Origin of the sequence: Pseudosporangium ferrugineum (assembly GCF_003002065.1) — a bacterium.
In the GTDB taxonomy this organism is placed as follows: domain Bacteria; phylum Actinomycetota; class Actinomycetes; order Mycobacteriales; family Micromonosporaceae; genus Actinoplanes; species Actinoplanes ferrugineus_A.
On sequence record NZ_PVZG01000002.1, the window covers coordinates 303,287 to 320,594 of the forward strand.

Below are 17,308 nucleotides of genomic sequence, written 5' to 3' on the forward strand. Positions count from 1 at the left end.
ACGGGGCGCTGACTCAGGCCTCCGCCGGCCGGGCCGGGGCCCCGGATCTGAGCAGGGCGCGGTATTCGCCCGGGGCCATGCTGCGGGCGCGGCGGAAGGCCCGGCTGAACGCGTGCGGGGAGCCGTAGCCGACCGCGGCGGAGATCGACTCGACCGGGTCGTCGGTGTCCCGGAGCCGCACCGAGGCCAGGTCCATGCGCCACTGCGTCACGTACGCGCCGGGGGACTGGCCCAGGGCGTTGCGGAAGTGCCGGTCCAGCGTCGCCCGCGACACGCTGACCGCGGCGGCCAGCGTGTCGGTGGTCCACGGGTGGTGCGGCTCCCGGTGGACGCGGGTGAGGGCGTCGCGGACCACCGGGTTGCGCATCGCGGCGAGCCAGGACCCGGACCGCTGCCGCGGGTGCCGGGCGAGCCAGGCGCGGAGGAACTGCACCAGCAGCACGTTGACGATGCTGGTGACCACGGAGGTCGTGCCGAGCTGCGGCTCCTCGAGCTCCGCGGTGAGCAGCTCGACGGTCCGGGTGAACTGGCGGCTGTCGCCCGCCGCGACGTGCATCGGCCCGGTCGCCACGGTCAGCACGGGGGTGCGTACCGCCGGATCCTGGTCGTAGTGCAGCGTGATCATCTCCGTGCGCACCGGCGGCATCCCCAGCCGCAGCGGCATGCCCGCCGCCCGGGCGCTGCGGGCCGCGCCGCCGTCGCAGGGCCCCATGGTCGCGCCGGGATCGCCGGCCAGCCCGTGCGGGGTGCCCGGCGCCAGCAGCACGGCATCGCCCTCGCCGATCGGGGCGGGCGGGTCGCCCGGCCGGTGCAGCCAGGCGCTTCCCTGGGTCACCACGTGCAGGGCGGCCCCCGGATAGGAGTCCAGCCACTGGCCCCAGGTCTCCCCGGCCTCGAGCCGGACGCCGACGGCCCCCCGCGCCCCGGTGAGGCGCAACGCCTCCGCCAGCACGTCCATACCGCTCCTCTTCACGACACGTCCAGGACTATCTTGCCCGTCACCTCCCGGGCGAACAGGGCCCGGACAGCCTCGCCCACATCCTTCCAGTCACCGCGTCGCCCGATGGGGGCCGTCAGCCGTCCCGCGGCGAGGAGGCCGAGCAGGTCCGTCATCTCCGCGGAGAACAGGTGCCAGTCCATGTCGCCGTAGGTGTGCAGGCGGCGGGACTCGCCGAAGGCGAACAGCGACCCCGGCGGGAAGGTGCTCTCCCCGCCCGAGGCCTGGCAGACCATGTGCAGGTCGCCGCCGTCGGCGAGCACGCCCCAGGCCTGCACGAGCTGCTCCCCGCCGACCGTGTCGAGCACCAGGTCGAACCGGTCCTCGGCCTGCGCGAGGTCGGTCAGCACCCGGGTGGCGCCGAGCTCCCGCAGCCCGGCCGCCCGCTCCGGGGAGCCGGCGAGCGCCGTCACCCGCGCCCCGGCCGCCGCGGCGAGCTGGACGGCGAAGCGGCCGACGCCGCCGCTCGCGCCCGTGATCAGGACCCGGCGGGCCAGCAGCGAGCGCTTGCGCAGCACCCGCAGGGCGGTGACGCCGGCGATGCCGAGGGTGGCGGCGTCGGCCAGGTCGACACCGTCGGGGACGACGCTGGTGAACGCCGGTTTGACCGCCACCCGCTCGGCCCAGGCGTACGGGGCCCCGGCCAGGGCGACCCGGGTACCCTCCGGCGGACCCGAGCCGTCGGGCGCCGCCCGCAGCACGACGCCGGACGCGTCGAAGCCGTGGATGTCGCCGGCCGGGTACTGGCCGGCGTGCCGCAGCTCGCCGTAGTTGAGGCCGATGTGCCTGATGTCGACCAGCAGCTCGCCGGCCGCCTGCTCGGGTTCGTCGACGTCGGCGAATCGGACCGGACCGTTGTCGCCGTGTTCGACCACTAGTGCTCGCATGGGAGAAGCCTCCCGCGGGGCAGCGGACGCGACCAGCACCGCGTGCCTCGGATGGTTGACCATCTGTGTCACGCGACGGTGCCCGGGCCGGACGAGCCGGCCCGGGCATCGCCTCAGCGCCGGAGGCCGCGCTCGATCGCCTCGATGATCCGGGGCCGCAGCTCCGCCGCGCTGATGATGGCGTCCACCGAGCCGACGTCGACCGCGCGCTGGATGCTGTGCACCCGGTCGAACTCGGCCGCGACCTCGCCGAGCTTCTCCGCGCGGACGGCGGAGCGGACCTCGTCGAGCTGGGCGTTCAGCGCCGCGCGCTCCGCGCCGCTGGCCCCCGACAGCCGGGTCTGGAGTCCGGTGACCCGCGGATCGGTGGCGGTGCGGTTGTTGACCTCGCCGGAGAAGACGACGGCCGCCGCCGGGGCGCCGCCGAGCACCGACGCGAACGAACCCTCCAGCGCCAGCACCGTCATGTTCGGGTTGAGCGCCTTGGAGAAGACCACGAACGCGCCGCCGTGGTACCGGGAGATCACGCAGAACACGATCGGGCCGTCGAAGTTGACGATCGCCCGGCCGATCTCGGCGCCGTACTCCAGCTGGAGTTTGCGCATCGACTCCGGCGAGCCGTCGAAGCCGGACAGGTTGGCCAGCACGACCAGGGGCCGGTTGCCCGACGCCGCGTTGATGGCCCGGGCGGTCTTCTTCGACGAGCGGGGGAACAGCGTGCCCGCCGTGTACGTGTCCGGCCCGTCGGTGGGCGGGAAGCCGCGCCGGGGCACCGAGCGCGACTCGATGCCGATGAGACAGACCGGCCGGCCGCCGATGTGCACGTCCTGCACGGCCGCGGTGTCGGCGTCGGCCATGCCCGCCCAGCGTTCGAGCACCGCGTGGTCCTGGTCGGACACGGCGCGCATGACCGTACGGATGTCGAACGGCTTCTTGCGGTCCGGGTTGTGCCGGGCCGAGAAGATCTCCCCGACCGTGGTGAAGTCGCTGCCGGCGAGCGTGTGCGGGTAGTCCGAGACGTCGCGGTCGACGGGGTCGGTGGTCGCCGCCGGCCGCGGGCCGGTCTCGCCCGGCACCACGTACGTGTGGTCGTAGTGCGCCATCAGCACGTCGCGGGCCCCGGGCAGGTTCGGCGCCCAGTACTGGGCCTGGCCGTTGGGGCCCATGACCCGGTCGTAGCCGCCGATGCCGAAGTTGTCCTCGGCCGACACGCCGCCGGAGAAGTCCAGCGACTGCTTGCCGGTGAGCACCATCGCCGAGTCCGGCGTCATCACCAGGATGCCCTTGGTGTGCATGAGCATGGTGGCTTCGGCGTTCCAGTACGGCTGGGCGCCGACGGTGATCCCGGCGACCACGATGTTGATCTCGCCGCCGTCCTGGGTGAACGTGACGATGCGCTTGAGCGCCGCCGCGACCCAGTCCATGTTCTCGGTGCCCGAGCTCATCGAGATCTTCGCGCCGGCCGAGAGGGCGAACCACTCCAGCGGGACCCGCATCCGCTCGGCCAGATCCAGCGCCGCGATGACGCGCGCGCACTCCGGCTCCGACAGCGCGCCCAGGGCCCTGGTGGGGTCGCCGAGCAGGACGACGCGGGTGATGCCCTCCGGGTGCCGCTCGGTCGGGGTGCTGACCACGCCGGCCACGATGGCCGCGGTGTTGCGGCCCTTGGGCCGGTCCACCGGCACCAGCGCGCCGTGCTCGTCGAGGTCGTGCTCCACGAAGCTGCCCCGCGCCCCGGCCAGCAGCCCGGTCAGCTCGTACGGGTAGACGTTGCCCCGCCGCGCCGCCCGCAGCACCTTCTGCCGGTAGTCGTCGAGGGGTTGCAGCGGCTCGGTGGACGGCTCGACGACGTCCAGCCGGGCCCCGTGCCCCGGGTCGAGGGTGATCCGCACGGCCACCTCGGTCAGCTCCCCGGACGAGGTGCGCTGCCGGGCCAGGAACTGGACCTCCTCCAGGCCCGCGCCCGCCGTGGTCGGCAGGGTGCGCTGGACCAGCGCCTCCAGCTCGTCCGTGGACAGCTCGGTGGGCGGCCAGACGTACATCGTGATCCGGTTGGTGTCGAACCGCTTGTTCTGCGGCCGCTGCGCCTGGATCGCGCGGATCGCGTCGAGGCAGGCGGTCGTGGTGTTCTCCAGGGCCGGCAGGGCCACCAGCCGGCCGTCGGTCTCGCGCAGCGGCGTCAGGTCGCGGACCTGGGCCAGCGCGATGAGCCGCTCGTCGGCCGGGTTGCTGCGGGCCACCGCCTGGAACAGGTAGACCTCCTCGTCGGCCGACGGCAGCCGGGTGAGGGTGAACTCGCGCAGCCGCTGCAGTTGCAGGCGGTGCGCGATCTGCGGGTGCAGACCGCGGATCAGCCGTTCCTCGGCGAAGCCCGCGCCGTCCGGGCGGAAGGTGAAGTGGTGGTGCATGGCGCCGCTGGTGCCGGCGACGGTGATGGTGATGCGCCGGACACCGGCCGGCTGCGGGTGCCCGGCGAGCAGTTCGCCGAGCCGGGCGGCCATGGCGTCGGCGTCGTCCGGCTGGCCGGCCCAGGTGACGTAGAGGTCGGCGACCAGGCCGTGCTCGGGGACGTCGGCGGCGAGGGTGCCGAGCGCACCGAGGGCGCCGGGCAGCCCGGCGATGTCCACGGCGGTGGTCGCCACGTGGGCGACCTGGTCGGCGCGGGCCTGCTCCGCGGTGACGAAGCGGCCGCCGGGGGTGTCGCGGACGGCCACCCCGGACAGCCCGCGGTTGCCGTAGTACCGGCGGGTGAGCACCTCCAGCAGCGGCGCGTGGTCCCGGCCGGGGCGCCCGATGCGCTGGCCGATGAGCCGGACCAGCGGCTCGGAGCTGGCCACCATGGACTGGATCCGCGCGGCGCGGTCCGGGGCGTCCGGGTGGTGGTCGAGGTGGCGCAGGTCGTCGCGGACGGCCGCGTACACCTGGGCCCGGTTGCGGCGCAGCAGCGGCTGGGCGAACCAGCGGAACACCAGGCCGCGGGCCAGGTCGGAGACGGCCGGGAAGCGCACCTGGGTGGCCTCGATGAGGTGCTCCAGGGTGAGCCCGGCACGTTCCTCGAGCTCGTCCAGCGGCGGCGGGCCGGCCAGCCACTGCCGCAGCAGCTCCGACACGATCGCCACGTCGGCGGACATGCGCTGCTGCGCCAGGAAGATCCGGAAGACCGCGGACTCGAGCTCGGGCGTACGGTCCAGGCCGGTGATGCCGTAGTGGCCGAGCACCTGCTGGAGCCGCGCCTGGAAGTCCTCGGTGACGCCGGCGCGCTCGACGTCGAGGCTCTGCAGGTAGCTGTGGAAGTACTCGCGGGGGCTGTGCACCGGGCTGCCCGGCTCGCCGTCGAGGGCACCGGCGGGCTTGTTGCGGCTCAGCTCCAGCAGGTCCGCGAAGACGGTCAGCAGGTCCAGTTCGCCGGGCAGCGGCCGGCCGCCGAGCTCGTCGCGGGCGGCCAGATATCCGGAGAGCACCCGGCGGCGGTCCTGCGGGTCGACGTCGAAGCCGAGCAGCAGGCTGCGCAGGTCCTGCAGCCCGCGCGCGACCCGGTCGGCGGCCGGCACGTCGGCCGGCTCGGCGGGCAGGTCGATGACGCCGGTCTCGCCGGTCTCCGCGGCGCCGGCCTCGGCGCCCTCGTCGGCCAGCGGCTCCAGGCGCATCAGCGGGGTGCCCGTCTCCACCTGGCTGCCCACGGTCACCGGGCACTCGCGGACCCGGGCCCGGAACGGCGCCCGGAGCACGTTCTCCATCTTCATGCTCTCGAGCACGACGATCGGCGCGCCCGCCTCGACCTCGTCGCCGACCGCCAGCGGCGTGGCCACGACCAGGGCCGGGGCGGGGGAGCGGACCACGCCGCCCTCGTCGCGGCTGATCCGGTGGGTGACCCCGTCGACCTCGACCAGGTGGATCGGGCCGTGGGTGGCGGTGGTCAGCCGGAAGCGGTGCCCGTTGACCAGGATCTGGCCGCTGTGCTCGTCGTAGCGTTCCAGCTCGACGTCGACGGAGTGCACCTCGGCGCCGGCCGAGACGCCGACCCGGAAGCGCTTCTGGCCGATCCGGCCGACGTGCACGCGGTATCCGGCGCCGCGCAGCTTGAGGTCGAGCGGCCGGCCGGTGTCGTGCCGGACCTGCGGGCGCCCGCCGTGCGCCGTCTCCAGCAGCCGCTGCCGGCTGACCTCCTCCTCGTCCTGGTACGCCTCGATCGCCGCGGCGGCCAGCGCGATCGCGGAGTGCCGGTGGTTGACCAGGCGGCCCTCGGCGCGGACCCGGTCGATCCAGCCGGTGTCGGCGCTGGCGTCGATGACCTCGGGCTGGTCCAGCAGGTCGAGCACGAAGCTCTTGTTGGTGGCGCCGCCGTCGATGATCACCGTGGTCTCGGCCATCGCGCGGCGCAGCCGGCCCAGCGCCTCGGCGCGGTCCCGGCCGTACGCGATGATCTTGGCGATCATGGAGTCGAAGACCGCCGGGATGGTGTCGCCCTCGCTGACGCCGGTGTCGACCCGGATGCCGGGGCCGGCGGGCAGCACCAGGCGCGCGATGCGGCCCGGCGACGGCGCGAAGTCCCGGTCCGGGTCCTCGGCGTTGAGCCGCGCCTCGACCGCGTGGCCCAGCTCGGTGGGCTGCTCGCCCTCCAGGCGGCCGCCGTACGCGACGTGCAGCTGCAACTTGACCAGGTCGGTGCCGGTGGTGATCTCGGTGATCGGGTGCTCGACCTGGAGGCGGGTGTTGACCTCGAGGAACGCGAACAGCTTGTCGCCCGGGTGGTAGAGGAACTCGACGGTGCCGGCGCCGCGGTACTCCACGGCGAGGGCCAGGCGTACGGCCGCGGCCTTGAGCTCGGCGGCCTGCTCCGGGGCGAGCACCGGGGACGCCGACTCCTCGATGATCTTCTGGTTGCGCCGCTGCACCGAGCAGTCGCGGACGCCCAGCGCCCACGCCGTGCCCTGCCCGTCGGCGATCACCTGGACCTCGACGTGCCGGGCGCCGGAGACCAGGCGCTCCAGGAACACCACGCCGGAGCCGAACGCGCGCAGGGCCTCCTGGCTGGTGCGCTCGTACGCGTCCGCCAGCTCGTCCGCCGAGGTGACCTTGCGGATGCCCCGCCCGCCGCCGCCCGCGGTGGCCTTGAGCATCAGCGGGTAGCCGATCTGCTCGCCGTGGCGCAGCGCCTCGTCGAGGGTGGCGACCTCGCCCCGGCTCCATGGCGCGACCGGCACGCCGACCTCCTCGGCGATCAGCTTGGAGCCGATCTTGTCGCCGAGCTTGCGCATCGCCTCGGCGCTCGGGCCGACGAAGGTGACGCCGATCTTCTCGCAGAGCTGCGCGAACGCGGGGTCCTCGGCGACGAAGCCCCAGCCGACCCAGGCCGCGTCGGCGCGGGTCTCCACGAGCGCCCGTTCCAGGACCGCGTGGTCCAGGTACGGCCGCGCCGAGGCGGGGCCGAGCGGGTAGGTGATGTCCGCTTCCCGGACGAAGGTGGCGCTGCGGTCGTCGTCGGTGTAGAGAGCCACCGTCTCGATCCGCGTTCCGGTCTGGGCGGATAGATCCCGGACGGCGTGGATGAGCCGCATCGCGGCCTCTCCACGGTTGACGATGGCGACACGTTTGAACACCGGCGAAGTCTCCCAACTGCCCACGAACAGAAGGCGACGTCCGGATCTCGGAGCGTCGCCTGCCTCTGTCTACACCCTGGTGGATTACCGCCCGGTAGACCAATGTCCCGGACCGCGCATGGTGGAGCGCTTGCGTTGTAGGAATCCCACAAATCGAGCCGTCCGGCGCAGCTATACACCCAGATGTATAGTGTGCCGCCATGACGATCGCGGCGGCCTTCCTCGCCCTGCTGGAGGAGCGGCCCCGGCACGGTTACGACCTGAAGGGTGCCTACGACCGGCACTTCGGCCGGGACCGTCCGCTGCACCACGGCCAGGTGTACGCCACGCTGTCCCGCCTGCTCAAGAACGGCCTGGTCGAGGTGGCGGCGGTGGAGCCCGGCGCGGGCCCGGACCGCAAGCGGTACGCCATCACCGGCCCCGGCGTCACCGGCGTGCGGCGCTGGATGTCCGAACCGGAGGACCCGGCCGGCTACCTGCACAGCGCCGTGCACGCCAAGGTCGTCGGCGCCCTGCTCACCGGCCGGTCCGCCGCCGCCGTGCTCGACGCCCAGCGCGCCGCCCATCTGCGCGCGATGCGGGAGCTGACCCGCCGCAGGACCACCGGCGACCTCGCCGACCGGCTCCTCTGCGACCACGCCCTGTTGCACCTGGAGGCGGACCTGCGCTGGCTGGACCTGACCGTCACCCGCCTCGACGAGCTCGCCGCCGCGGTGCGCGGGTGAGGCGGTAAGTCCATATTGCTGGCATATCACCGTATGTGTCGCGCGGGCCCCGGGACCGTACGGCCGGGTCCGCATCGGGCGGTCAGCCGGTGCCGGCCATCGCCGTGACGTGCGAGATTGTCGCGCGGACACGGCGAGGAGGCAGGGATGGACGACGCACTCCGGGAGTACGCCGCCGGCCGCGAGGATGCCCTGGCCGGGCACCGCGACGCCGACCGGGCCGGCCACCCGGAGACCGGCCCCGACTACCGGATGGGTTTCCTCGACGCCCGGATCGAGGTCTTCCGCATGCTCGCCCAACTGCGTGCCCTCCTGGAGGAGAACGGCTGAGCCGCCGGCCGTGACCGGCGGCTCCACCCTATGGCCGTCAGGCCGGGCCGAGGCGCCGTGCCGACCAGTCGAGGATCGCCTGGTTGGTCTGCGGTGCCGTGCGGTGCAGCGTGACGTTGTGGTTGGCGTCCGGTACGACCAGGGCGTCGACGGTCGCGTCCGGGCCGTAGTAGGGCCGTTCGTCGGCCGTCAGGGCCTCGCTCGAGGAGCAGTCCGCGGACGTGAGCCCGTTGCAGAATTCCGGCTCCTGCCGTCCGACCACGACGAGGACCGGGACGTTGATGTTCTTCGACTGCGCGAACAGGATGTCCGGCAGGGCCGTGAACCGCTCGGACTGCGTACCGGTCTCCTTGAGCCGCTCGTCCAGCTCGATGACGGCCGGATCGGTGTTGCGGGCCTCGTAGTACGCCGACCGGGCGCCCGGGAGGGTGGTGACGTAGCCGAGGTCGAGGCCGCTGGTGACGAACTTCGGGTCCAGCGGCGCCGGGTAGTACCGCAGCGAGTCGATCGCGAGCCCCTCCAGGCTGGCCTGGTGGGTGACGGCCGTCGCCACGACGGCGTCGACGTCGCGGTACGTGCCGGCCTCGAGCCAGGAGATGAGCGCGCCGATGCTGTGCCCGACCAGCATCACCTTGTCGAACCGGCCGCCCAGCTCGCCGCGGCGCAGGGCCTGCACGACCTGATGGACCGAGGAGGCGTTGGCCTCGTGCGTGATCTGGACGCTCGGCGGGTGGGCCGAGGCGCCGTGGCCGAGCCGCGACAGGTTCAGCGTGGCGAAACCGGCGGCGTTCGCGGCGCGGACGTACGAGTACCGCTCCGGCTGGTACGGGAAGTCCCAGTAGTACTGCCCCCAGGTGATGCCGTGCACCAGGACCTGGACGACCTTCGCGCCGGCCGGTACGCACAGCCGCCCGGCCATCGGCATCGGCGTGCCGGCGACGGTCACCGGCACGGACACGTCGGTGCAGGTGACCTCGGGCGCGGCGGCACGGGCGGCGACCGGGGCGGCGGTGGACAACGACAACCCGAGCAGCACCGCCAGGGCGCCGTGGGTCAGGGCTCGCATGCGTTCCTCTTCCCGGACGGGGTGATGATCCGTGATCGTAAGGATCATTGCCGCGCTCGGGATGCCGCGCCCCTTTTCATGCCCTATCGGGCAGCGGGAACGGGTGGGACGCCCGGAAGGGGCCCCACCCGCCTCGTCACCTACCCGGCTGCCCCGGTCAGCAGGGGTCGACCGCGTCGATCATGTTCGCCAGTCCCGACCACCGGTTCAGGTTGTAGTCGGTGTGCGGGGCGGTGCTGCCGAACTTCCACTTCCAGCTGCCCTCCCAGTTGTAGAAGCCCGCCGTGGTGCCGGCCGTCTGGCTGTTGTCGTACGACTCCAGCCGGTCGTTCAGGCCGTAGTCGCCGAGGTTGATGAAGTCGCAGTAGTAGAGGTTGAACAGGACCCCGCTGAAGTTGGGCCGGTCGAAGAGGCACAGGTACTCGTACGAGCAGTTGGCCATGGTCCCCGCGCCGGACAGCGGGCGGGCCCGCTGTTCGCCCGGCACCGGGACGACCGCCCGGACCCGGCCGTCGGCCGACCGCACCTCGTTGGCGCTGACCTGCCGGCCGCCGGTCTTCATGCCGGCGAGAATCCTGTCGACCTCGCCCTGCAACTGCCGGGCCTGCCGCTGGTCGAGACCCGCGGCGCGGGCCTGCTCGGCGAACGCCGACCGCGACGCCGTGTCCCCGGCGGACGCGTTCGCCACCTGGGCGGGCGCCGCGACGACGGCCAGGGCGGCGAGGGCGACGCCCCACCTCTTGGCGTTGCGGATGATCGTCTCTTTCATTCCCGTGTCCCTTCGTTGCTCCGAAAATCGAGTTCCGCCTTGCTGAACGCGCATCTCTCCAGCTCCCCCGTGGGCTCGAACCCCCTCCGCCGTCGCACGGTGGAACCGGGCCGGCCGGCGCCGGTTCCGTCCACTGGTCTAGCAGCGATGTCGGCCGATGCGGCGGATGATCGACGCCGATCAATCAATAGCCGGACAATCACCGGAGCCCGGGCAGGGTGAGGCCCGGAGTGGCGAAGGTGGAAAGGGCGACCGGTAAGGGCGGCCGGTCTACCAGGTCCAGCGCCAGAAGCGGCGCTCGTAGCGGACCAGCAGCGAGCCGGCCGCGGCGCTTCCGGTGATCACGAAATGCGGCGAGGTCGAGCCGGGCTCCGGGATCGAGGGAACCTTGAGGCTGGCCGACCCGGCGCTCAGCGTGACGCCGTCGATGTCGGCGGTCGCTCCCCGGGGGAGCACGATGGTCGTGGAACCGGCCTGGGTGGACAGCGCGATCTCGACGACCGGGTGCGGGATGACGGCGTGCCGCAGGTCGAGCTTGACCATGCCGGCCATGCTGCGCACCACCAGGCGGCGCGGCACCGACCACCGGCCGGTGCGCTTGAGGTGGCCGGCGTCGCTGCGCAGCTCGACGACGTCGGCGGGGGTGACGGCCGGCGCGGCGGCCGGCAGGTCCGCCACGAACGGCTCCACGTCCCCGTGGGTGCGGGCCCGGACCACGCCGTCGACGCGTTCCTCGAACTCGGACATGGTGAGGCGGCCCTCGGCCACCGCGGCGCTGAGCCGGGCGATGACCTGCTCCCGCTCGGCGTCGGAGATGCGTACCGTTCGGTTCGACGGTGCGATGTCGCCGCTCACGCCGCCGAGCTTACGCCGTCGGCGTCCGTTCCCGGCAGCGGCGCCTCAGACGACCGGGGTCACGTCGTCGGGAGCGGTGGCCGGCGTTCCCCGCAGCCGGCCGAGCACCTTGGGCGTCACGGCCCGGTACGCCGCCGGGCTCACCGGGTTGAGCCAGTGCGACGCGCGGACCAGGGCGCTGATGGTCACGCCGAGGTCGGCCAGCACCTCGTCCAGATTGTGCAGCGAGTACGGGATGATCTTCGTGCCCCGGCAGTGGTGCCCGTCCGTGGCCTCGTCCATGAACGCCAGCTGCTCGGCGACCGCCCGCCGCCGCTCCTCCGGCGGGGGCAGCCGCAGGCCACCGGCCAGGTCCGCGGCGATCCAGACGGCCGCCATCTCGGCGTTGAGCGGGCTGAAGAAGGACGAGTTGTAGCCGTTGAAGTACAGGCCGGGCACCGGCGGGAGGATCTGGCGGTAGAGCAGGAAGTTGCCGCGCTCGTCCAGCAGCGACGACCGCACGTCCGGGTCCAGGAACGGCACGCCCTGGGTGAAGCCGGTCGCGCAGACGACCAGGTCCGCCGGCACGGTGGTGCCGTCCGACAGCTCGGCGTGCGGGCGGCCGTCGACGGCGAGCAGCCGGACGATCGTGGTGTCGCGGTGGACCCGGATGCGCCCCGCCTCGACGCCCTCGAAGAAGCCCTCCGTGGCCAGGCCGATCGCGCCCTTGACGATGCCCTCCATCGTCCCGCGCGGGACGAGGCCCAGCTGGTCCAGCTTGAACTGGCGCCGGGACACCGTACCGATGGAATTGATCATGTTCCGGCGGACCGGGTCCGCCGGGCCGTGCAGGACCCGCTCCACCGGGCCGGGACGCAGGTAGCGGAAGAGCGCCTCGCCCATGCGCGTCAGCAGCAGGAACTTGAAGTTGACCCGTCCGGCGATCCGGCGGGGCACCTTCCACAGCAGTTGCCGCGCCACGACGTGGGTCGACGCCGCCACCTCGCTGAGCGGGACGGTCACGTCGCAGGCGGACTTGCCGTAGCCGACGACGACCACGTGCCTGCCCGCGCCCTCGGCCGCGTCGTGGACCTCCGTGCCCGCGCACACCCGGCCGCCCGCCGCGGTGAACTCCTGCCTGCCCGGGAAGTCGGGAATCGCCGGCTCGCAGAAGACGCCGTTGGCCACGACCAGGCGATCGACCTTTTCCGTACGCACGGAGCCGTCCACCGTGGACCGCAGCGTCAGGGTCCACCCGTCGTCCTGCCGGGCGGCGCGCTCGACCGACGTGCCGAGCAGCAGGTGCCGGTCGACCCCGAAGGTCTCGGCGTAGCTCTCGAGCCACCGCTGCACCTGGGCGCCGGTCGGCCACTCCGGGAAGTCGCGGGGCATCGGGAAGTCCGACAGCGAGTACGTGGCCTTCGCGCTCTGCGTGGTCAGCCCGGGGTAGCGCCGGGTCCGGCTCCACACGCCGCCGACGTCCGGGGCCCGGTCGGCGACGAGCACCTCGTGGCCCGCCTGGAGCAGCACCTTCGCGGTGGTCAGCCCGGCGACGCCCGCGCCGACGATCCCGACGCGCATGGTCAGTGCCCCCCGGGCGGGAGCTGGAGCTCGATGCCGAAGTCGGCCATGATCGCCTGGAGCTTGCCGATGTCCTTCGGTCCCGGCGGCAGTGCGCCGAGCGCCTGGTAGTACGCCTCCAGCCCGGCGGGGGAGACGACCGAGACGATGCGGGCCTCGTCGGCGTACGGGTTGCGGAAGGTGTGCACGACGTTGCGCGGCAGGAACAGGTAGTCGCCGTGGTCGAGCACGAAGTCCTCGCCGCCGAGCCGGACGTCGAGCCGGCCGGCCAGGCACATGAACGACTCGTCCTCGCGGGTGTGCAGGTGCGCGGGCGGCCCGTCGGTCTCCGGGGGAACCGTGTACTCGAAGAGGGAGTACGCGTCCCCGGTCGACTTGCCGTCGGTCTTCATCGTGATGCCCAGCCCGATCGCCGGGATCTGCGTGCCGTCGCGTGACGCGAGCTTGTATCCGCCGCCCAGACTCACCCTGACCTCCTGATGTGTGGTCCGGCTCACAGCCTGAGCGGCGTCCCGCGGCGGCGCCAACGCGGCGTCCCGCTGACCGGGACGCAATGTGGGTCAGCGACGCGCGTACGCCCGGGAGGCCGCCGCCGCGGCCAGCCGCACCGCGGGCCCGGCGAGATTGGCCCGCACGAGCGCCGTCGGGCCGGTGACCGACAGGGCGGCGGCCACCTCGCCGAGCGGGCCGAAGACCGGCGCCGCGACGCAGCTGACGCCGATGTTGCCCTCCTCGCGGTCGACCGCCCAGCCGCGGTCCGGGATGGCGGCCAGCTCGCGCCGCAGCCCGGCGGCGGAGGTGATGGTGCGCGGCGTCCGGGGCTCGAGCCCGTCGGCGATCACCGCGTCCACCGTCGCGGCGTCGCAGTACGCCAGGATGGCCCGGCCCAGCCCCGAGCAGTGCGCCGGGATCCGGCCGCCGACCTGCGACAACATCGGCATCGGGCGATGACCGGTGATCTTCTCGACGACCAGCACCCGGTTGCCGTCGAGCACGCCGAGCTGCACCGTGATGCGGGTGGCGGCGTGCAGGTCGTGCAGGAACGGCAGCACCGACTCGCGCAGCTCGTGCCGGATCGGCGCCAGGCCGGAGATCTCGAAGAGCCGGTTGCCGATCCGGTAGCGCCCGGCCGGCTTGTCCAGCCAGCCCAGCTTGATCATCCGGTCGGCGGTGCGGTGGGTCGTGGACCGGGGCAGGCCGCTGCGGGTGACCAGCGCGGCCAGGGTCAGCTCGCGGTGGGTCGCGTCGAACGCGGCGAGGATCGCCGCGGCGCGCTCCAGCCCGCCCGAGCCGGTATCCCGCTCAGCGGGACTCATCGTTGGTACTCCGCGATCATCGGGTCAGGCTAACCGCAATTGCCCGATCGCCGGGAGGTGCGCCATCACGGTTCGGACCGCATTCGTCGGCGGCGGCTCCGGCGGCATCGGCCGCGCGACCGCCGAGGCCCTCGCCCGCAGCGGGCACCGCGTGGCGATCGCCGGACGGCACGCCGGGCCGCTCACCGCCACCGCCGCGGAGCTGAGCGGGCTCACCGGCCGGCCGGTGCACCCGGTGGTCGCCGACCTGCGCGACCCGGCGTCGGCCGAGGCGGCGGTCGGCGAGGTGACCGGCCGGTTCGGCGCGCTCGACGTGCTCGTGCTCAACGCCGGTGGCCCGCCGCCGGGCCGCGTCCTCGACGTCGGCGACGGGCAGTGGCTGGACGCCTTCGACCTGCTCGTCCGCGGCCCGCTGCGCTACGCGCGGCTGGCCCTGCCCGCGATGGCGGCCCGCGGCTTCGGCCGGGTGATCGTGGTGACCTCCACGGCCGTCCGGCAGCCGCAGCCCGACCTGGCCGCCTCGGTCGTGCTGCGCGCGGCGGTCACGGCCGCCGCCAAACTGCTCTCCCTCGAGTACGCCGACCGCGGCGTGACCGTGAACTGCGTGGCCCCGGGCCCGACCGCCACCGCCCGGCGGCACGAGGTGCTCGCGGCCCGCGCCCGGCGCACCGGCGAGACCCTGGCCGGCGTCGAGGCCGCCGACGTGGCGAGCGTGCCGGCCGGGCGCCCCGGCGACCCCGCCGAGATCGCCGCGGCGGTGGACTTCCTCGCGTCGGCGGCGGCCGGCTTCGTGAACGGGACCGTGCTGACGGTCGACGGCGGACGAACGGAGACGATCTGATGGCACGTTCCGGACCCGGCTTCCGGCTGGGCGACTTCCTGAGCAGCATCGCGGACGCGGTCCCGCCCGGCGCGGCGCGGCCGATCGTGGTGCACGACGCCGAACTCGAACGGCTGCCCGCCGACCGGGTGCACAACCCGACCGAGCTGCGCATCGCCGGCCGGCTGCCGACCACCACCCTGGAGATCTTCCGGCAGACCATCCCGCCGGGGCTCAGCTCCGACATGCAGCGGCACCACCACGAGACGGTGCACTACGTCATCTCCGGCACCGGCCACACCGAGGTGGAGGACGACACGGAGAGCTGGTCCACCGGCGACTTCGTCTACACCCCGCCGTGGACGTGGCACCGGCACTACAACGACTCCGGCGAGGAACCCGTCGAGTTCCTCACCATCGAGAATTCCCGGCTGCTCGCGCTGCTCGGCCTGGAACGCCGGCAGAGCGCCGGGCTGGCCACGGTCGACGAGGCCCGCGCCCGGTTCAAGGAGGAGGGCTCCCATGAGTGACCTGCCCGAGCACCTCAGCATCTGGGGTGAGCTCGCCGACGTCGATCACGAGCTGCGGCACGTCGAGGTGGGCGGGGTGCGCACCCGGGTGCTGCGCGCGGGGGCGGGGCCGGATCTGGTGCTGCTGCACGGCACCGGCGGGCACCTGGAGGCGTACGCGCGGGACATCGCGGGACTGGCGGCGGACTTCCGGGTGACCGCGTACGACATGGTCGGCCACGGGTGGTCGGAGCTGCCGGACCACCCGTACACGATCGACGTGCTCTCGGATCATCTCCTCGGGCTGCTGGACGCGCTGGGCATCGAGCGCGCCCACCTGTCGGGGGAGTCGCTGGGCGGCTGGGTGGCGGCGTGGACCGCGGCGCACCACCCCGCCCGGGTGGCCCGGCTGGTGCTCAACACCCCGGGCAACATCGCCAACAAGGCCGAGGTCATGCGGCGGCTCAGGGAGAGCACGCTGGCCGCGGTCCGGGATCCGAGCGATGCGACCGTACGCCGCAGGGTCGAGTTCCTCTTCCACCACAAGGAGATGGTCACCGACGAGCTGGTGAACCTGCGGCGGGCGGTGTACAGCCGGCCCGGCTTCCTGCGCGCGATCGACAACACGCTGGTGCTGCAGGACCCCGAGGTGCGCCGCGCGTACGCCTGGGATCCCGGGTGGGTCGGCCGGATCACCGCGACCACCCTGCTGCTCTGGACCGACCACGACCCCACCGGCGGCCTGGACGAGGCGCGGCTGCTGCTCGGCTGGCTGCCGGACGCCCGGCTGCACGTCATCGAGGACGCCGGGCACTGGCCGCAGTGGGAGAAGCCGGGGGAGTTCCTGCGCGCCCACCGCGACTTCCTGCTGCTCGAGAAGGACCCCACATGACCGAGATCGCCGGCCTCGTCGGCATGTCCCACTCGCCGTTCGCGACGATGCTGCCGCCCGCCTCGCCGGGCGAACCGGGCGGCACCTTCCTCGCCGACGCGGCCCGGGTGGCCGCCGCGGTGGGGCGGCTGCGCCCGGACGCGGTCGTCGTCATCGGCCCGGACCACTTCCACGCCAACTTCTACGACCAGATGCCGCCCTTCGTGCTCGGCGTCGAGGAGGCCGTCGGCTTCGGCGACTTCGGCAGCACCGCCGGCCCGCTCCCGGTCGCGTCCGCCCTCGCCTGGGCGGTCCGCGACGGCCTGGCCGACCGCGGCTTCGACGTGTCCCTGTCGTACTCGCTGACCGTCGACCACGGCGTGGTGCAGAGCTACGAGATGGCCACCGGCGGCCTCGGCGTCCCGCTGGTCCCGCTGGTCGTGAACACCGCCGCGCCGCCCCTGCCGTCGCTGCGCCGCTGCGTCGCCCTGGGCCAGGCCCTCGGCGCGGCGGTCCGGGCGGCGGACGTGCCGGGCCGGGTCCTGATCGTGGCCAGCGGCGGCCTGTCGCACTGGCTGCCGTCCAACGACCCCCGCGACCCGTCTGTGGCCGGCGACAAGCGCGCGTCGCTCATCCACGGTCGCCGCGACACCCGCGCGTTCGCCGCGGCCCGCGAGCCCCGCGTCCGCGCGATGGCCGGAGACCCGGACGCCCCGGTGAACGCGGGCTGGGACCGGTGGTTCCTGCGCCAGCTCGGCACCGGCGACCTCGAACCCGTCGTGGACCTCGGCCACGACAAGCTCGAGGAGGTCGCGGGCAGCGGCGGCCACGAGATCCGCACCTGGCTGATCGGCCACGCGGCGGTCCGCGAACCGCTGCGCTGGACCAGCTACGAACCGGTCCCGGAGTGGATCACCGGCATGGGCATCGGCACCACCTTCGACCTCGCCGAGCATTGAGCCCGAGCCGGCACCGGAACCGGCAGGAGCCGCCGGGGCCCACG

15 protein-coding genes are annotated in these 17,308 nt (G+C 73.6%); 6 read left to right on the forward strand and 9 right to left on the reverse strand.

Annotated features, from left to right (window positions below; translation table 11 throughout):
- Positions 1–13 precede the first annotated feature (13 nt).
- From CLV70_RS05595 to CLV70_RS05605, 3 genes are all read right to left on the reverse strand, one after another.
- The gene (locus CLV70_RS05595; protein ID WP_106125282.1) at positions 14–958 is read right to left on the reverse strand and encodes an AraC family transcriptional regulator; all 945 of its coding nucleotides are present in this window, start codon (positions 956–958) and stop codon (positions 14–16) included.
- Between the two features lie 11 nt (positions 959–969).
- A complete protein-coding gene (locus tag CLV70_RS05600) occupies positions 970–1,884 on the reverse strand; it encodes a zinc-binding dehydrogenase (RefSeq protein ID WP_106125283.1) in 915 nt (304 codons plus the stop codon).
- Between the two features lie 113 nt (positions 1,885–1,997).
- Entirely contained in the window at positions 1,998–7,484 is a 5,487-nt protein-coding gene (locus tag CLV70_RS05605) for an ATP-binding protein (protein WP_106125284.1), read from the reverse strand.
- 200 nt (positions 7,485–7,684) lie between these two features.
- On the opposite strand from CLV70_RS05605, the gene CLV70_RS05610 reads away from it, so the two are divergent.
- Positions 7,685–8,209, forward strand: coding sequence for a PadR family transcriptional regulator (locus CLV70_RS05610; protein ID WP_106125285.1), 525 nt, complete (start codon positions 7,685–7,687; stop codon positions 8,207–8,209).
- A 147-nt stretch (positions 8,210–8,356) separates the two neighbouring features.
- Positions 8,357–8,539 carry a hypothetical protein gene (locus CLV70_RS05615; RefSeq protein WP_106125286.1) on the forward strand — a complete coding sequence of 61 codons (183 nt, stop codon included), beginning with the start codon at positions 8,357–8,359 and terminating at the stop codon, positions 8,537–8,539.
- A gap of 37 nt (positions 8,540–8,576) precedes the next feature.
- Here CLV70_RS05615 and CLV70_RS05620 read toward each other — a convergent pair whose 3' ends face one another.
- From CLV70_RS05620 to CLV70_RS05645, 6 genes are all read right to left on the reverse strand, one after another.
- Complete coding sequence (locus CLV70_RS05620; RefSeq protein ID WP_158277714.1) at positions 8,577–9,605, reverse strand: alpha/beta hydrolase; 1,029 nt, start codon at positions 9,603–9,605, stop codon at positions 8,577–8,579.
- Positions 9,606–9,762: 157 nt separating this feature from the next.
- Positions 9,763–10,374 (reverse strand): hypothetical protein, encoded by a 612-nt coding sequence (locus CLV70_RS05625; RefSeq protein ID WP_106125288.1) that lies wholly within the window; start codon positions 10,372–10,374, stop codon positions 9,763–9,765.
- Positions 10,375–10,644: 270 nt separating this feature from the next.
- Complete coding sequence (locus CLV70_RS05630) at positions 10,645–11,229, reverse strand: DUF1707 SHOCT-like domain-containing protein (protein WP_106125289.1); 585 nt, start codon at positions 11,227–11,229, stop codon at positions 10,645–10,647.
- A 45-nt stretch (positions 11,230–11,274) separates the two neighbouring features.
- Positions 11,275–12,789 carry a flavin-containing monooxygenase gene (locus CLV70_RS05635; protein ID WP_106125290.1) on the reverse strand — a complete coding sequence of 505 codons (1,515 nt, stop codon included), beginning with the start codon at positions 12,787–12,789 and terminating at the stop codon, positions 11,275–11,277.
- A gap of 2 nt (positions 12,790–12,791) precedes the next feature.
- The gene (locus tag CLV70_RS05640; RefSeq protein WP_211303645.1) at positions 12,792–13,256 is read right to left on the reverse strand and encodes a cupin domain-containing protein; all 465 of its coding nucleotides are present in this window, start codon (positions 13,254–13,256) and stop codon (positions 12,792–12,794) included.
- 93 nt (positions 13,257–13,349) lie between these two features.
- The gene (locus CLV70_RS05645) at positions 13,350–14,105 is read right to left on the reverse strand and encodes an IclR family transcriptional regulator (RefSeq protein ID WP_106125291.1); all 756 of its coding nucleotides are present in this window, start codon (positions 14,103–14,105) and stop codon (positions 13,350–13,352) included.
- A 64-nt stretch (positions 14,106–14,169) separates the two neighbouring features.
- Here CLV70_RS05645 and CLV70_RS05650 point away from each other — a divergent pair, with 64 nt between their 5' ends.
- From CLV70_RS05650 to CLV70_RS05665, 4 genes are read left to right on the forward strand one after another with little or no spacing between them, the layout of a single operon-like run.
- Complete coding sequence (locus tag CLV70_RS05650) at positions 14,170–14,946, forward strand: SDR family oxidoreductase (RefSeq protein WP_106125603.1); 777 nt, start codon at positions 14,170–14,172, stop codon at positions 14,944–14,946.
- Entirely contained in the window at positions 14,946–15,455 is a 510-nt protein-coding gene (locus CLV70_RS05655; RefSeq protein WP_106125292.1) for a cupin domain-containing protein, read from the forward strand. The genes CLV70_RS05650 and CLV70_RS05655 overlap by 1 nt, the downstream gene beginning before the upstream one ends.
- Positions 15,448–16,326, forward strand: coding sequence for an alpha/beta fold hydrolase (locus tag CLV70_RS05660; RefSeq protein ID WP_106125293.1), 879 nt, complete (start codon positions 15,448–15,450; stop codon positions 16,324–16,326). Before CLV70_RS05655 ends, CLV70_RS05660 begins: the two co-directional genes overlap by 8 nt.
- The gene (locus CLV70_RS05665) at positions 16,323–17,264 is read left to right on the forward strand and encodes a DODA-type extradiol aromatic ring-opening family dioxygenase (protein WP_106125294.1); all 942 of its coding nucleotides are present in this window, start codon (positions 16,323–16,325) and stop codon (positions 17,262–17,264) included. The genes CLV70_RS05660 and CLV70_RS05665 overlap by 4 nt, the downstream gene beginning before the upstream one ends.
- Positions 17,265–17,308: the final 44 nt, after the last annotated feature.

Coding starts and splice junctions, on each gene's coding strand:
- CLV70_RS05665 (WP_106125294.1), top strand. CDS start 16,323: ATGACCGAGATCGCCGGCCTCGTCGGCATGTCCCACTCGCCGTTCGCG.
- CLV70_RS05595 (WP_106125282.1), bottom strand. CDS start 958: ATGGACGTGCTGGCGGAGGCGTTGCGCCTCACCGGGGCGCGGGGGGCC.
- CLV70_RS05620 (WP_158277714.1), bottom strand. CDS start 9,605: ATGCGAGCCCTGACCCACGGCGCCCTGGCGGTGCTGCTCGGGTTGTCG.
- CLV70_RS05660 (WP_106125293.1), top strand. CDS start 15,448: ATGAGTGACCTGCCCGAGCACCTCAGCATCTGGGGTGAGCTCGCCGAC.
- CLV70_RS05645 (WP_106125291.1), bottom strand. CDS start 14,105: ATGAGTCCCGCTGAGCGGGATACCGGCTCGGGCGGGCTGGAGCGCGCC.
- CLV70_RS05615 (WP_106125286.1), top strand. CDS start 8,357: ATGGACGACGCACTCCGGGAGTACGCCGCCGGCCGCGAGGATGCCCTG.
- CLV70_RS05635 (WP_106125290.1), bottom strand. CDS start 12,789: ATGCGCGTCGGGATCGTCGGCGCGGGCGTCGCCGGGCTGACCACCGCG.
- CLV70_RS05600 (WP_106125283.1), bottom strand. CDS start 1,884: ATGCGAGCACTAGTGGTCGAACACGGCGACAACGGTCCGGTCCGATTC.
- CLV70_RS05625 (WP_106125288.1), bottom strand. CDS start 10,374: ATGAAAGAGACGATCATCCGCAACGCCAAGAGGTGGGGCGTCGCCCTC.
- CLV70_RS05655 (WP_106125292.1), top strand. CDS start 14,946: ATGGCACGTTCCGGACCCGGCTTCCGGCTGGGCGACTTCCTGAGCAGC.
- CLV70_RS05610 (WP_106125285.1), top strand. CDS start 7,685: ATGACGATCGCGGCGGCCTTCCTCGCCCTGCTGGAGGAGCGGCCCCGG.